General features: G+C 72.4%; 14 protein-coding genes. 3 read left to right on the top strand and 11 right to left on the bottom strand.

Going from position 1 to position 14,263, the window contains the following annotated elements; genetic code table 11:
* Nucleotides 1-49 precede the first annotated feature (49 nt).
* The 5 genes from ACWGN5_RS04475 to ACWGN5_RS04455 all read right to left on the bottom strand — a co-directional run bounded on the left by ACWGN5_RS04475 (nt 50) and on the right by ACWGN5_RS04455 (nt 3,692).
* The gene (locus ACWGN5_RS04475) at nt 50-1,390 is read right to left on the bottom strand and encodes a CpaF family protein (protein ID WP_453511223.1); all 1,341 of its coding nucleotides are present in this window, start codon (nt 1,388-1,390) and stop codon (nt 50-52) included.
* On the bottom strand, nt 1,387-1,818 hold the full coding sequence (locus tag ACWGN5_RS04470) for a TadE/TadG family type IV pilus assembly protein (protein ID WP_453511222.1): 432 nt from the start codon (nt 1,816-1,818) through the stop codon (nt 1,387-1,389). The genes ACWGN5_RS04475 and ACWGN5_RS04470 overlap by 4 nt, the downstream gene beginning before the upstream one ends.
* Nucleotides 1,815-2,183 carry a TadE/TadG family type IV pilus assembly protein gene (locus ACWGN5_RS04465; RefSeq protein ID WP_453511221.1) on the bottom strand — a complete coding sequence of 123 codons (369 nt, stop codon included), beginning with the start codon at nt 2,181-2,183 and terminating at the stop codon, nt 1,815-1,817. Before ACWGN5_RS04465 ends, ACWGN5_RS04470 begins: the two co-directional genes overlap by 4 nt.
* A 3-nt stretch (nt 2,184-2,186) precedes the next feature.
* The gene (locus ACWGN5_RS04460; RefSeq protein WP_453511219.1) at nt 2,187-3,437 is read right to left on the bottom strand and encodes an AAA family ATPase; all 1,251 of its coding nucleotides are present in this window, start codon (nt 3,435-3,437) and stop codon (nt 2,187-2,189) included.
* A gap of 96 nt (nt 3,438-3,533) precedes the next feature.
* Complete coding sequence (locus ACWGN5_RS04455; protein ID WP_453511217.1) at nt 3,534-3,692, bottom strand: toxin-antitoxin system HicB family antitoxin; 159 nt, start codon at nt 3,690-3,692, stop codon at nt 3,534-3,536.
* A 50-nt stretch (nt 3,693-3,742) separates the two neighbouring features.
* Here ACWGN5_RS04455 and ACWGN5_RS04450 point away from each other — a divergent pair, with 50 nt between their 5' ends.
* The gene (locus tag ACWGN5_RS04450; protein WP_453511216.1) at nt 3,743-4,969 is read left to right on the top strand and encodes an RNA-guided endonuclease InsQ/TnpB family protein; all 1,227 of its coding nucleotides are present in this window, start codon (nt 3,743-3,745) and stop codon (nt 4,967-4,969) included.
* A gap of 12 nt (nt 4,970-4,981) precedes the next feature.
* Here ACWGN5_RS04450 and cpaB read toward each other — a convergent pair whose 3' ends face one another.
* Together cpaB and ACWGN5_RS04440 are read right to left on the bottom strand one after the other, a co-directional pair.
* Nucleotides 4,982-5,701 carry a Flp pilus assembly protein CpaB gene (gene cpaB / locus ACWGN5_RS04445; RefSeq protein WP_453511214.1) on the bottom strand — a complete coding sequence of 240 codons (720 nt, stop codon included), beginning with the start codon at nt 5,699-5,701 and terminating at the stop codon, nt 4,982-4,984.
* Nucleotides 5,702-5,774: 73 nt separating this feature from the next.
* Complete coding sequence (locus ACWGN5_RS04440; protein WP_453511212.1) at nt 5,775-6,761, bottom strand: hypothetical protein; 987 nt, start codon at nt 6,759-6,761, stop codon at nt 5,775-5,777.
* 357 nt (nt 6,762-7,118) lie between these two features.
* Between ACWGN5_RS04440 and ACWGN5_RS04435 the strand changes: the two genes are divergently transcribed.
* A complete protein-coding gene (locus ACWGN5_RS04435; protein WP_453511210.1) occupies nt 7,119-8,840 on the top strand; it encodes a chitinase in 1,722 nt (573 codons plus the stop codon).
* Between the two features lie 62 nt (nt 8,841-8,902).
* Here ACWGN5_RS04435 and ACWGN5_RS04430 read toward each other — a convergent pair whose 3' ends face one another.
* On the bottom strand, nt 8,903-10,288 hold the full coding sequence (locus ACWGN5_RS04430; protein WP_453511208.1) for a serine/threonine-protein kinase: 1,386 nt from the start codon (nt 10,286-10,288) through the stop codon (nt 8,903-8,905).
* 114 nt (nt 10,289-10,402) lie between these two features.
* On the opposite strand from ACWGN5_RS04430, the gene ACWGN5_RS04425 reads away from it, so the two are divergent.
* The gene (locus tag ACWGN5_RS04425) at nt 10,403-11,755 is read left to right on the top strand and encodes a M14 family metallopeptidase (protein ID WP_453511207.1); all 1,353 of its coding nucleotides are present in this window, start codon (nt 10,403-10,405) and stop codon (nt 11,753-11,755) included.
* Between the two features lie 51 nt (nt 11,756-11,806).
* Here the strand turns inward: ACWGN5_RS04425 and ACWGN5_RS04420 are convergent, their stop codons facing one another.
* The 3 genes from ACWGN5_RS04420 to ACWGN5_RS04410 are packed head-to-tail and all read right to left on the bottom strand — an operon-like array spanning nt 11,807 to nt 14,222.
* Entirely contained in the window at nt 11,807-12,217 is a 411-nt protein-coding gene (locus ACWGN5_RS04420) for a RidA family protein (protein ID WP_453511206.1), read from the bottom strand.
* On the bottom strand, nt 12,214-12,975 hold the full coding sequence (locus ACWGN5_RS04415; protein ID WP_453511204.1) for an IclR family transcriptional regulator: 762 nt from the start codon (nt 12,973-12,975) through the stop codon (nt 12,214-12,216). The genes ACWGN5_RS04420 and ACWGN5_RS04415 overlap by 4 nt, the downstream gene beginning before the upstream one ends.
* Nucleotides 12,972-14,222 carry a sugar kinase gene (locus tag ACWGN5_RS04410; protein ID WP_453511203.1) on the bottom strand — a complete coding sequence of 417 codons (1,251 nt, stop codon included), beginning with the start codon at nt 14,220-14,222 and terminating at the stop codon, nt 12,972-12,974. Before ACWGN5_RS04410 ends, ACWGN5_RS04415 begins: the two co-directional genes overlap by 4 nt.
* Nucleotides 14,223-14,263 lie beyond the last annotated feature (41 nt).

Here is a 14,263-nt window from a genome sequence, read left to right as displayed (position 1 = left end):
CCCGGTCGCCATGTCGGGTCGTCGGTCATCGCTGTGCCGGCGTCTGTCATCACTCCGCCTCTCGGGTCGCCAGGTGGGCATCGGTCGCGGCCACGCCGAAGGCCTGTGGGATGGGCTGGCCCGCCAGATACAGGCGCTCGGCGACGCGCCGGGGCAGCGGGTGGTACGTGAACCTGCCGTACACCCGCCCGTCCGCCGCCACCGGCTGGGCCTGGAAGCGGCAGACCGTGGCGAGCAGGAACCTTTCCCGGCCGTGCGAGGCGAGCACCGCGATCTCGGTGATGCGGCGGGTGCCGTCCGGATGCCGGGTGAGCTGTACGAGGACGTCGACCGCGCTGTTGATCTGGTCCCGCAGCGCCTCGAACGGCACCTTCACCTCGGACATCGACGCGAGGGTCTGGAGCCGCATCAGCGCGTCCTCGGCCGAGTTCGCGTGGACGGTGGCGAGCGAGCCGTCGTGGCCGGTGGACATCGCCTGGAGCATGTCGAGGGTCTCGCCGCCGCGGACCTCACCGACGATGATGCGGTCGGGGCGCATGCGCAGGGAGTTGCGGACGAGGTCGCGGATGGAGATGGCCCCGCGGCCCTCGATGTTCGGCGGGCGGGCCTCCAGGCGGATCACGTGGGACTGCTGGAGCTGGAGTTCCGCCGAGTCCTCGATGGTGATGATCCGCTCGCCGTCCGGGACGAGCCCGGACAGGGCGTTGAGGAGGGTGGTCTTCCCGGTGCCGGTCGCGCCGGAGACGATCAGGTTGAACTTGGCCTGAACCAGTCCCGAGAGCAGGAGCAGCATCTGCTCGTCGAGGGAGCCGAGGCCGATCATCTCGTGCAGGGTGTACGCGCGCGGGAAGCGGCGGATCGTGAGGGTCGCGCCCGTGAGGGAGAGCGGCGGGATGATGACGTTCACGCGCTCGCCGGAGGGGAGCCGGGCGTCGACCATCGGGTTCGACTCGTCGACGCGGCGGTTCACGGTGGAGACGATCCGCTCGATGGTCTGCATCAGCTGCTCGTGCGAGGCGAAGCGGAGCGGGAGCAGTTCGACGCGGCCACCGCGCTCGATGAAGATCTGGTCGGGGCCGTTGACCATGATCTCCGTGATGGAGGCGTCTTCGAGGAGCGGTTCGAGCACGCCGAGCCCGAGGGCCTCGTCGACGACCCGGCGGATCAGCTGCGCCCGCTCGGCGGTGGAGAGGACGGGGCCCTCGCGGCTGATGATGTGTCCGAGGACGCGCTCCAGACGGGCCCGCCGCTCCGCCGCCGCGAGCGCGGACATCTCGGTGAGGTCGATCTCCTCCAGGAGCTTGGCCCGGAAGGCGGCGACGAGGTGGCCGTCCTCGCGCGCGGCCGCGGCCTTCTCTTCGGGGGCGCTGATCCTGGCGCGCAGGCTCATGGCAGGTCCTCCTCGTCGGGCGTCTCGGGCAGCGGCATGGTGGCGGTCTTCGTGATGTCGTCGAAGCTCCAGAAGGGGACGACCGAGGGGATGCGTACGGTGACGGTGGCGACGACCTCGTCGCCCGCGGGGTCGACGGACACTCCGGTGACCCAGTCGGCGGCCGCGTAGCCGGCGTCCTGTCCGGTGGGCCCGTCCTCCGCGTCGCTGCTCGCCGCCCGCGCGGCCGCCCGCGCCGCCGTGCCCGCCTGCTGGGCCGCGTACGCCGCGACCCCGAGCTGCAGACCCGCGAGCCCGACGATCAACAGGATCGGGAGGAAGCCGAGGTACTCGATGGCGGCCTGCCCCCGGTCGCGCCGTCCGCGCCCGTCGCGGGCGGCCTGCCCCCGGTCGCGCCGCCCGCGCCCGTCGCCCGGATCGCCCCTCATGGCGTGAGACCCCTCTCGTCGACGGCGCCCGCCTTTCCCGTCACGTGGAACAGGCCTCCCACGCCCGGGAACAGGACCGGCACCTGCAGCGTGACCACCGCGTTCACCATCCCGTCGCCCTGCGGGCAGCTCACCTCGGCGCCGTCCAGCCAGGCACCGTCCAGGTGACGCCGCGCGGCCTCACCACAGTCGTCGCCGACGGCCCCCGCCCGCGCCGCCTCGTCCGCCGCATTCCCCGCCAGCGTGTACGTATACCCGACCAGGACCACCTGCCACAGCAGCGCCAACGTGAGCAGGATCAGCGGCACCATGCCCAGGAACTCCACCGCCACCTGCCCCCTGTCGTCGTCCCGGTCCGCCCGCATCGGTCAGCGGCCTCCGGTGCGGCGGCGCAGGCCGAGGGAGCCGCGGTCGGCCGCGCGGGCGAGTTCCTTGCCGGGCTGTCCCGCCGCCTGCACCAGGCCCAGTTCCCCGGCGAGGCTCCACAGCGCCTGCTTGACCGTCGACTTGGCGTCGAGTTCGTGGAGGCGGCCGGCGTCGACGACCGCCGCGAGCTCCTTGAAGTGGGCCGGGACGGCGACGCCCGCGATCCGGGTGCCGGTGATCTTCTGGACGAGGGGCGGCTGGATCTCGGTGGAGCGGTGGTGGCGGTTGACGAGGGTGACCGTCTCCTCGGCCTTGCGGACCTGGAGCCGTTCCCACATCCGTACCGTCCGCTTGGCGGCCCGGACCGCGACCACGTCCGGGGTGGTGACGAGGAGCGCGGTGTCGGCCATCTCGATGGCCGCGGCGTTGGCGCTGTCGAGCCGGGAGCCGCAGTCGAGGACGACGACCTCGTGCCGGCCGCGCAGGGCGCTGACGACCTGCCGGGCAGCGCGGTCGGTGACCTCCTCGCCGCGCTCGCCCTCCGCGGGGGCGAGGAGCAGCGAGAGGCCGGTCTCGTGGACGTACACGGCGTCCTGGAGGACGCGGGGCGAGATGTCGGCGATCGAGGCGAGGTCGGCGACGGAGCGGCGGAACTGGACGTCGAGGTACGAGGCGATGTCGCCGCTCTGGAGGTCCATGTCGACGAGGGCGACGGTGCGCCCGGCGGCGCGGGCGGCGAGGGCGAGGTGGACGGCGGTGACGGTGGCGCCGACGCCTCCCTTGGCTCCGCTGACGGTGACGACGGTGCCGCCCGGGCCGGTGATCCGCTCGGCGCCGCCGCCGAGGTGACGGCGGACGCCCAGGGACCACTGGGCGGCGGCCTGGACGCGGCTGGCGAGTTCCTCGTAGCCGAGGGGGAGGGTGACGAGGCCGCGGGCGCCGGAGTCCATGGCGGCGGAGAAGAGGACGGGGCTGGCGTCGGCGGTGATGAGGACGACGCCGACGGCGGGGAAGCGGAGGGCGACCTCGCGGACGAGTTCGAGCGCGGGGACGGGCCCGATGCGCTCGTGGACGAGGACGACCTCGGGGAGTTCGTCGAGGGAGGCGGCGGCGAGCCGCGCGAGGGTGTCGACGAGCTGGGTGGAGTCGGCGACCGGCTGGGCGGGTTCGGCGTCGGGGAGCTGGCTGAGCAGCGTACTGACGGACCGGGCCGCGTCGGGGTCGCCGACGGCCGGCAGGATCCTGGTGGTCATACCGGCCTCACCAGACCCCTTCCGGAGACGCGTCGGCCTTGAGGCCGCCGAGGAATCGAAGACGTGCGAAGCGCGACGGGAGTAAGTGAATCACCGTCAGGGCGACGCGTCGCCGGCCACGACTGCGTCGCGCTCCGCCTCCAGCCGATGGACGATCTCGGAGTTGAGCGACCTGCGGGCGGACTTTGCCTCGACGGCCAGCCATGCGTGGAGGTCAGCGGGCAACCGGAGCGTGATGCGCTTCTCTTCATCCATGACTCCACTGTAATCACCCCTTGACGTCTCGACGGTGGCAGAATGACACCATGGCGACACTGCGGGGAGCGGGCGAGGGTACCGGGCATGCCAGGTACACCTACCGGCTTCGCGTGTCGTCGACTGCCCACACCGCGCTGCTCGCGGAGTGGGCGCGTTGCCGGTGGATCTGGAATGAGTGCTGCGCCCGCTCGAAGAAGGCGTACGCAGAGGGGGAGTCGTGCGGTCCGGCCCGGCTGGACAAGATGCTGACTGAGGCCCGCACCTCGAACGGGTGGCTGCGAGAGGGCAGTTCGGTGCCGCAGCAGCAGATTATTCGAGACTTCGCCAAGTCCCGCACGAAGGCGCTGAAGGACATCAAGGACCGGCTGCCGCAACGGCAGCGCGCCGGGATGCCGAAGAGCAAGAAGAAGAAAACCACCGACCCATCGCTGAACTACACGCTGCGCGGCTTCCGGCTGAAGGACGGATGTCTGCACCTCGCGGGCGGCATCAGCCTGACGGTGGTGTGGTCCCGTGACCTGCCCGGGCCGCCGACATCCGTCCGCGTCCATCGCGACAGCCTCGGGCACTGGTACGCATCGTTCGTCGTGGCGACAACCGTCAAGGCTCTGCCTGCCACCGGCCGCGCGATCGGTATCGACTGGGGTGTCAGGGAAACCGCCACCACCACCTCGGACGCCTACGACCTCCCCCACGCACAACATGGGAAGAACGCCGCCCAGCGCCTGGCCCGCTACCAGCGGATGATGGCCCGCCGCAGGCCCAAGTCCGGCCGGCCCGCCTCGAAGGGCTACCGGGAGGCCAAGCGCCAGACCGCGAAGCTCCACAAGAAGGTCGCCCGGCAGAGGCAGGACACCGGCCGCAAGTGGGCCAAGCGCGTGGTATCCGATCACGACGTCCTGGCCATCGAGGACTTCCGGCCGAGGTTCCTCGCGAAGACGACCATGGCGCGCAAGGCGGCGGATGCCGCGATCGGCGCCACCAAAGCGGCTCTGATCGAGATGGGCCGCAAGCACGGGCGGGACGTCCGCCTCGTGCACCCCGCGCACACCACCATGGACTGTGCACAGTGCGGAGCGAGAACCAAGCACGCGCTACCTCTCTCAGAACGTACCTATACCTGCACCACGTGCGGAGCCGTGTCCCCTCGGGACAAGAACTCCGCCCGTGTGATGCTCGTCCGGGCTGGTCTCAACCCGGCTGGTGCTGATCGTGCAAGAGCTGCCGGATCGCCGGTCCGCAGCCAACGTGAGCCAGGAATCCCCTCCCGCTAGGGAGGGGAGGATTCAATTGTCCTTGTCGAGCGTGTAGGTGCGGTCGCCCTTGTCGGCCGGGGAGCCGCCCTGGGAGCCGTCGGCGGACGGGGCGACGAGGGCGAGGCGTACGTGCTCGGCGAAGGACTCGGCGTACGCGACGCGCTGGGTGTCGAGGGTGGAGAGCGCGAAGGTGATGGGGACGGTGGAGGTGGCCCGGCCGGCCCGGTCGTTGGTCTCGGCGGCCGGGGTGAGGCGGCCGACGTCGAGGACGCGGGCGCCGGCGACGATCATGCGGGACTGGTCGGGGTCGCCCTTCTTCTCGCCGGCGAAGGTCGCGTAGATGTTGACGGTCGAGCCCGTGTAGATCTTGCCGGCCACGCCCGTGGCGGCGTCGACCATGATCGCGATCTCCTGCTCGCCCGGCTTGAGCTGGGGCCGTTCGACGATCATGTCGGTCTGGAGGAGCGAGCCGGCCTTGAGCCGGGTGACGGCGATCCGGCCCTCGATCTGACGGAGGTCGGTGACGGCGGTCGGGGAGAGCCAGCGCTTCGGCATCGAGATCTTCTCGAAGTCGCCCGCCTTCAGCGGCTTGTAGGGGGCCACGTCGTCCTTGAGCCGGTACGCCGTGGTCTCCGGTCCGACCTTCGAGTTCACGTCGCTGATGACGGCGAGGACACCGGCGAACGCGCCGAGGGCGCACAGGACGGAGAGCAGCAACAGGATCACGCCGCGGCGCTGGCGGGAGTTCATGGCCGTACTTCCTCGATCGGAGACGTGGGGAGTTGGCGGGGGTGGCGGCGGGGGCCGGGGCTCACGGGGTCGCTCACGGCAGCGCGGCGCGGGCGGACCGGCCGCCGGGTCCGAGGGCGCGGGCGGGTGCGCCGGCCTGTGACCCCGGCCCGAGCGCGTACGGTCCCGACTGCTGCCCGGGCCCCAGGGCCTGCCGCCCGGGACCGACGGCGTACGCCCCCCGGTCGGGCGGCGCCACGGGCGCCAGCGGCGCCGCGCAGAAGCCGCAGCGGTCGCCGATGAGGTCCATCCCGCACCAGTGGCAGGTCTCGCGCCGTACGGAGGAGACGAGCTGGTGGAGGACGGGCAGGTCGGGCAGGTACGCGGCGAACTCGACGAGCTTGCCGGTGCCCCACCAGCCGGGCGAGGACGCGGGCAGGGCCGTCTCGTGCACGGGGCCGGGGATCCGCCAGCGGGGTACGAGGGTGGTGGTCGGCCAGTCGGTCTGGAGCTGGCCGCGGGCGAGGAGGAGCTCGGTGGCGAACTCCGGTCCGGCGAGGGGTTCTTCCGAGGCTCCGATCCGCACCATCTGCGGGGTCGGTCCGGCGAGGACGGCGAAGTGGGCGCCCGGGAGCCAGCTCTTGAGGTGGGAGCCGAGGCCGACGGGGACGCGGTCGAGCCGGGAGACGGAGCCGAGGACGGCGCCGGCGTAGATGTAGTGGGCGAGCAGCCGGGCGGCGGAGGCGAGGACTCCGGGGCTGAAGTCGCAGCCGGCGAGCTGCCGCAGCTGGCGGACGAGGACGGCCGCGCCGAGGGGCGGCAGGTCGGTCCTGACCAGGGCGATGCGGTCGCTCTCCAGGAGGGCGCGGACGGCGTGCAGACGGTGCTCGACGGCGGTCGGCGCGGAGGTGGGGCAGACGACGACCACGTGTCCGTAGCGGGCGAGGAGCTGCTGCATGTCCGCGAGGGAGGCGTCGAGCGGGCGGCTCTCGGGGGGCGGGAGCACGGCGGCCTGCGGGGTCCCGGGGTCGGCCGCCGGCAGCACCAGGTCGGCACCGGTGACGGCGATCGCTGTCGGCACGTCGGACCCCCCGTCCCCTCCGGCCTCCGGTGCCCCGGGGGCCGCGGTTCACTTACCGCGTTCGCGGCGTCACCGCAGGGTGCCGCCGTCTCTGCACCTTATCCACGTCCCGCGGGGTGGTGAACACACAATCCGCCAAGCTGCCTCCATTTATTGCGGCCCGGCCGACAACCCTGGTCATCGCCGTGCACGGCTCCCGCCCGAACGCCCTTTGCCGCCACAGGTATTGACAACGCGATTGGTCTGGACCAACTTGTTGCGACAGCGGTGGCCACCGCAGGTACCCCCGTACCCCCGCACCTCCCCTCCGTACGACGACGTACGGCACCTCCACATCCCCAACTCCCCCACCGGAGGATGCACGTGGACCGCACCACCCCCCGCCCGCACGGACGGCGCCGGCTCGCCGGAGCCCTCGCGCTCGCCGTCGGCTCCGGGCTCGTCCTCGTCGGCGGAGCCGGCACCGCACAGGCGGCGGACGTCAACGTCGCCAAGAACGCCGGGTTCGAGAACGGCCTCACCAACTGGTCCTGCTCCGCCGGCAGCGGCGCCGTCGTCTCCTCGCCGGTCCGCACCGGGACCGGCGCGCTCAAGGCCACCCCGGCCGGCCTCGACTACGCCCAGTGCGCGCAGACCGTCACCGTGAAGCCCAACTCGACGTACACGCTGAGCGCCTGGGTCCAGGGCGGCTACGCCTACCTCGGCGCGAACAACACCGGGACCGGCACCGGCACCGTCTCCACCTGGACGCCCGACAGCCCCTCCTGGAAGCAGCTCACCACCACCTTCACCACCGGCGCGAGCACCACCTCCGTCGAGATCTGGACCCACGGCTGGTACGGCACCTCCCCCTACCTCGTCGACGACGTCAGCGTCTTCGGGCCCGACGGGGGCGGCGGCCAGGACCCCGACCCGGTCGTCCCGGCCACCCCGGCCGGTCTCGCCGCCGGGACGGTCACCACCAGCTCCGTCGCCCTGAGCTGGGGCGCGGTCAACGGCGCCACCGCCTACAAGGTGTACCGGGACGGCGCCAACCCGCAGACGGTCACCGGCACCTCGGCCGCCGTCACCGGGCTCACCGCCGACACCGCGTACCAGTTCCAGGTCTCCGCGACGAACTCCGCGGGCGAGTCCGCGAAGTCCGCCGCCGTGACGGCCCGCACCGCCAGGGCCACCGACCCGGGCCCCGGCCCGGCCGTGCCCAAGCACGCCGTCACCGGCTACTGGCAGAACTTCGACAACGGCGCCGCGAAGCAGAAGCTGCGCGACGTCCAGGCCGCGTACGACATCATCGCGGTCTCGTTCGCCGACTCGACCGCCACGCCCGGCCAGATCACCTTCAACCTCGACCCGGCCGTCGGCTACGCCTCGACCGCCGACTTCAAGGCCGACGTCGCGGCCAAGAAGGCCGCCGGAAAGTCCGTGATCCTCTCGGTCGGCGGCGAGAAGGGCAACGTCACCATCAACAGTGACGCCACCGCGACCGCCTTCGCCGACAGCGCGTACGCCCTGATGCAGGAGTACGGCTTCAACGGGATCGACATCGACCTGGAGCACGGCGTCAACGCCACGTACCTCACCAAGGCGCTGCGCCAGCTCTCCGCCAAGGCGGGCTCCTCGATGGTCCTGACGATGGCCCCGCAGACCATCGACATGCAGAACACCGGCTCGGAGTACTTCAAGACCGCGCTCGCCGTGAAGGACATCCTCACGGTGATCAACACCCAGTACTACAACAGCGGTTCGATGCTCGGCTGCGACGGCAAGGTCTACAGCCAGGGCTCGGTGGACTTCCTCACCGCGCTCGCCTGCATCCAGCTCCAGGGCGGCCTCGACCCGTCCCAGGTCGGCCTGGGCGTCCCCGCCTCCACCCGGGGCGCGGGCAGCGGCTACGTCGACCCGCAGATCGTGAAGAACGCGCTCGACTGCCTGACCAGGGGCACCGGCTGCGGCACCTTCAAGCCGGCCCAGACCTGGCCGTCGCTGCGCGGCGCCATGACCTGGTCGACCAACTGGGACGCGACGGCCGGCAACGCCTGGTCGAACGCGGTGGGCCCGCACGTGCACAACCTGCCGTAGCGGAACCCGGTCCCGGGACCCGCGCAGCGCCGCCGCTCCCCCGGCGGCGCTGCGTCGTCTCCTCAGGCGGGCAGGTAGTGGCGCAGCACCGGGTCCAGCAGCAGGATCCACTCGTCGACACGGGCGGCCCTGCGGCCGTCGACCTCGCAGTCGTAGACCGAGCCGTCGTAGAGGGTGACGGTGACGCGCAGCACCCGGTCGCGCCGGACGCGCTCGTACCGTACGGCCCCGATCTCACTCCAGAGGAAGTCGGCCTCCTCGCCGAAGAAGTTCAGGAACACGCCGGTCCCGTCGACGTCGACACCGGAGTTCCGGTCGGCGGCGGTGAACTGCGGGGCGGGCAGCGGCGGGGCGAGGGGCGGCGGGGGAACGTGGAGGTAGGCGGGATGCGGTACGGGGACGGGCGCGGGCGCCGGTACGGGCACGGGCACGGCGTCCTGGACACCGGCGGCCCGCGGGGGCACCCCGGGCCCGGGAAGCGGCGGGACGGCGTCGGCGGGCGTGGCGTCGACGGGCCCCGACGCGACCCGGGGATCCGGGACCACCGGAGGCGCGGGGGTCACCGGAGACGCGGCGACCACCGGCGACGCGGAAGGCGCCGCCTCGGGCTCGTGCGAGGTCCCCGCCAGCTCGTCCATGATGGTGTCCGGTGTGGGCCGTTCGGCGGGGTCCTTGGCGAGGCAGCGCCCCACGAGAGAGCGCAGCGCCTCGGGTACGGCTCCGAGGTCGGGGGCCTCGTGCACCGAGCGGTACATGAGCCCCATCGGGGTCCCCTCCCCGAAGGGCCGTCCGCCCGCGGCGGCGACGAGGACGGCGCCGAGCGCGAACACGTCGGCGGCGCCGGTGACCTCCTCGCCCAGGGCCTGTTCGGGGGCGAGGTAGCCGGGGGTGCCGAAGGCGTTGCCGGTGGCGGTGAGCCGGGTGGACTCCAGGGCGCGGGCGATCCCGAAGTCGAGGACGCGCGGCCCGTCGGCGGCCATGACGATGTTGCCGGGCTTGAGGTCGCGGTGGACGAGCCCGCAGGCGTGGATGGCCTCCAGGGCCTCGGCGAGCGCGGCGCCGAGCGAGCGGAGCCGGGCCTCGTCCATGGGGCCCCGGTCGGTGAGGAGTCCGGAGAGGGTGGGGCCCGGGATGTAGGCGGTGGCGAGCCAGGGGGCTTCCGCCTCGGGGTCGGCGTCGACGACCTGCGCGGTGTGGAAGCCGCCGACCTGCCGGGCCGCGGCGACCTCGGCGCGGAAGCGGGCGCGGAAGGACGGGTCGGAGGCGAGTTCCGGCCGTGCGACCTTGACGGCGACGGCGCGCCCGCCGCGCGATCGGGCCAGATAGACGGTGCCCATGCCTCCTTCGCCTAGCTTGTGCTCGATGACGTATCTACCGATTCGGGTCCCCACGCGGGACAGTATGGCCGAACTCGCCGTCTTGACCGGTCCATGACATAGCCGGACCATGTGGCCGGACAGGCACGTACCCGGGGAACGTCATCTGCCATGCAGTCACACCCCCGGGCAACCGCACGACTTGGCTCGGTCGCACTCCCCCACACTCCCCACCCAGGAGACACCATGCGACGTCCCCTCCGCGGCAGAAGGACCGCCACCCTCGCGGCCCTCGTGGCGTTCGCCCTCGCGGCGCCCCTCTCCGCCCTCAGCACCCCCGCCGGGGCCGACCCGGCGCCGACCGCCGCCCGTATCGCGTCCGGCGCCGAGGAGGTGATCCGGCAGTACGAGATCGCCGGACCGTCCACCCCGGCCGCCCGCAGCGCGCTGACCATCACCGGCGTCTCGATCGACGAGGTCGACGCCCGCTCGGTCGTCGTCAGCGCCAACACCGAACAGCTCGCCCGCCTCAAGGCCCTCGGCTACGAGCCGGTCGCGCTCCCCGGGCCGCCGAACCGCAACACGGACGCCGACAAGACGGCCGGCCCCCTCGACTTCCCCTCCGCGGACGCGAAGTACCACAACTACGCCGAGATGACCGCGGAGATCGACCAGCGCCTCGCCGCCTACCCCTCGATCATGAACAAGCGGGTCATCGGCAAGACGTACCAGGGCCGGGACATCGTCGCCATCAAGATCAGCGACAACGTCGCCACCGACGAGAACGAGCCCGAGGTCCTCTTCACCCACCACCAGCACGCCCGTGAACACCTCACCGTCGAGATGGCGCTCTACCTGCTGCGCGAACTCGGCGCGGGCTACGGCACGGACTCCCGCATCACCGGCATGGTGAACAACCGGGAGATCTGGATCGTCCCGGACCTCAACCCGGACGGCGGCGAGTACGACATCGCGAGCGGCTCCTACCGCAGCTGGCGCAAGAACCGCCAGCCCAACGCCAACTCCTCCTACATCGGCACCGACATGAACCGGAACTGGGACTACAAGTGGGGCTGCTGCGGCGGCTCCTCCGGCACGAAGAGCTCCGAGACCTACCGGGGCACGGCCCCCGAGTCGGCCCCCGAGGTCAAGGTCGTCGCCGACTTCGTCCGCTCCCGGGTCGTCGGCGGCAAGCAGCAGATCACGGCGGCCATCGACTTCCACACGTACAGCGAACTGGTCCTCTGGCCCTTCGGCTGGACGACGGCCAACACCACCACCGGCATGACCCAGGACGACCGCGACGCCTTCGCGACCGTCGGCGGCAAGATGGCCGCGAGCAACGGCTACACGCCCGAGCAGTCCAGCGACCTGTACATCACGGACGGCTCGATCGACGACTACCTGTGGGGCGCGCAGAAGATCTTCGCGTACACCTTCGAGATGTACCCGGCGTCCGGCGGCGGCGGCTTCTACCCGCCCGACGAGGTCATCGAGCGCGAGACGAGCCGCAACCGCGACGCCGTCCTCCAGCTCCTGGAGAACGCGGACTGCATGTACCGCTCGATCGGCAAGCAGGCGCAGTACTGCGCGGCCTGACGGCCCGTAGGTGAGGGGGTGCCCCGGCCGCAGCTGCGGCCGGGGCACTTCTCAGTCGAGGACGGCGAGCGCGTCGATCTCGATGAGGAGACCGGCGGGGAGGCCGACGTAGACGGTGGTGCGGGCGGAGGCGGGGGCCTTGAGGTTCTGGTCCTCGAAGTACTGGTTGTAGATCTCGTTCATCTCCGCGAAGTGGTCCACGTCCGTGAGGTAGACGCGCATCATCATCACGTCGTCCCAGCTCGCGCCACCCTCCTCCAGGATCGCCTTGACGTTGGCGAAGGTCTGCAGGGTCTGCTCGCGCAGGGTCGGGCCCGCGACCGTCGGGGCCTGGCCCTCGACGGCGGGCAGGAAACCGACCTGGCCGGCGACCTGGAGGATGTTGCCCTTCCGGACGCCGTGCGAGAACTTCGCCGGCGGGGCGGTGTGGGTGGCGGGGGTGAGAGCGGTCTTCTCGGTCATGGGGTGTCCTTCGTAGCAGGCTTGCCGGAGTACTCGCGGCTGATGGCGTCCGCGGTGCTGCGCACCTGCGGGAGGAGGGTGAGGAGTTCCTCGGCCGTGACGACCACGTTGGGCGCCGAGACCGACATCGCGGCCACGACCCGCCCGTCGGCCCCCCGGATGGGCGCGCCGACGCAGTTGATGGACTCCTCGTGGCCGCCGAGGTCGGTGGCCCAGCCCTGTTCGCGTACGGTCGCCAGCTCCTTGAGGAAGGCGGCGGCGTTCGGCGTCGAACGGGGCGTGTACGGGGGGTAGTCGAGCTTCGCGGCGACCGCGCGGCGCTCCGGCTCGGGCAGGTCGGCGAGGAGCAGCTTGGCGACGGCGGCGACGGTGATCGCGACGGGCTTGCCGATGCGCGAGTACATGCGGACCGGGTAGCGGGACTCGACCTTGTCGATGTAGACGACCTCGCCCTCCTCGTACACCGCGAGGTGGATCGTGTGCCCGATCCGCTCGTTGAGTTCGATGAGGTAGGGGTGCGCGATCTCGCGGACGTCGAGGTTCTCGACGGCCTCCTGCGCGAGCGCGAAGAGGCGGGCGCCGAGGCGGTAGCGCTGGTCCTGCTGCCGGTGGACGAGCCCGTGCTCGTGGAGCGTGCGCAGCAGCCGCAGGGCGGTGGACTTGTGCACGCCGAGCCGCTCGGCGACCTGCCCGAGATCGGCGGGTCCCTGGGCGAGCAGCGGCAGGATGCTGAGCGCCCGGTCGACGGTCTGGCTCATGGCGTACGTACCTCCTGGTCGTCCCCCGTCCAGCCGGGGCCGAGGTGAAGTGTGCCCCAGGCGGCGTCGTCGAGCGCTGCCAGCCGGTCGGCGTGCTCCCTGCGGGGCGGCGCGGCGAAGTCCCCGGGCACGGTGAGCGCGGCGGCGGCGGCGAGATGCCCGTGGCGCAGCCGCGCGCCCATGCCGAGCCCGCGGAGGGTCCCGGACAGAAACCCGGCGACGAAGGCGTCCCCGGCCCCGACGGGGGAGACGACGGTGACGCGGGGGGAGGGGGCGGGGGTGACGGTGTCGGTGCGCGGGGCTTCTCCCCCACCCCGCCCCTTCCCGTAACCAGGGGCTCCGCCCCCGGACCCCCGCGCCTCAAACGCCGGCGGGGCTGGATTTCCAGCACGCCCGGCGTTTGAGGGCACGGCCGAAGGCCGTACGGGGGGCTGGGGGCTTGCCCCCAGTTCGGGAAGTGGGGGTCCCCCCACGCCGCCAGGCGTAGGGGGAGGGGTGGGGAAAGAGGCCGCGCAGCGCTCGAACGCCACCGCCCCCGCCCCACCCCCCTTCACCACCAGCACCGCCGGCTCCGGCAGCACCGCACGGACCCCGGCCGGGTCCGCCACACCCCACAGCACCTCCGCCTCGTCCGCGCCCACGAACACCACATCCGCCCGCCGCGCCAGTTCGAGCAGCACCCCGGGCGCGCGGCCGGAGCGCCACAGCCCCGCCCGGTGGTTCACGTCGAACGAGACCAGCGGCCGACCGGGCCGCGGGGCCGTGAGCTCGCGCATCAGGGCCAGGCAGTCCGAGGAGAGCGCCGCCGTGATGCCGGTGAGGTGGAGGATCCGCGCGTCGGCGACGGAGGCGTACGGGACGGTCGCGGGCGACATCGCGGAGGCGGCCGACCCGGCCCGGTAGTAGACGACCTCGTGCGCCTCGCTCGCCCGGTCCTCGTCCGTACGGAAGTAGGCGCCCGTCGGACGGTGCGGGTCGCGGCCCACCGCGCCGACGTCGACCCCGTACCCCGCGATCGTCTCGACGAGGTGGTCGCCGAAGCCGTCCCGCCCGACGCGCCCGACCCACCGCACCCGGTGCCCGGCGGCGGCCAGCGCGCAGGCGACGTTCGACTCGGCGCCGCCGATCGCGCGGGTGAAGGAGGGGACGTCGGCGAGGCGGCCCGGCCGGGTGGGCAGGAAGGTCACCATGGACTCGCCGAGACAGACGACGTCCGGGGTCGCCGACACGCGCGCGGGTCCGCTCACTCTCGGGCTCCCTCGGACTCGTACGGGTTCATTGACCCGGC

This window comes from Streptomyces sp. NPDC055815 (assembly GCF_053616475.1).
The sequence above is the reverse complement of the archived record's forward strand: the minus strand, read 5'-3'. Positions and strand labels throughout refer to the sequence as shown.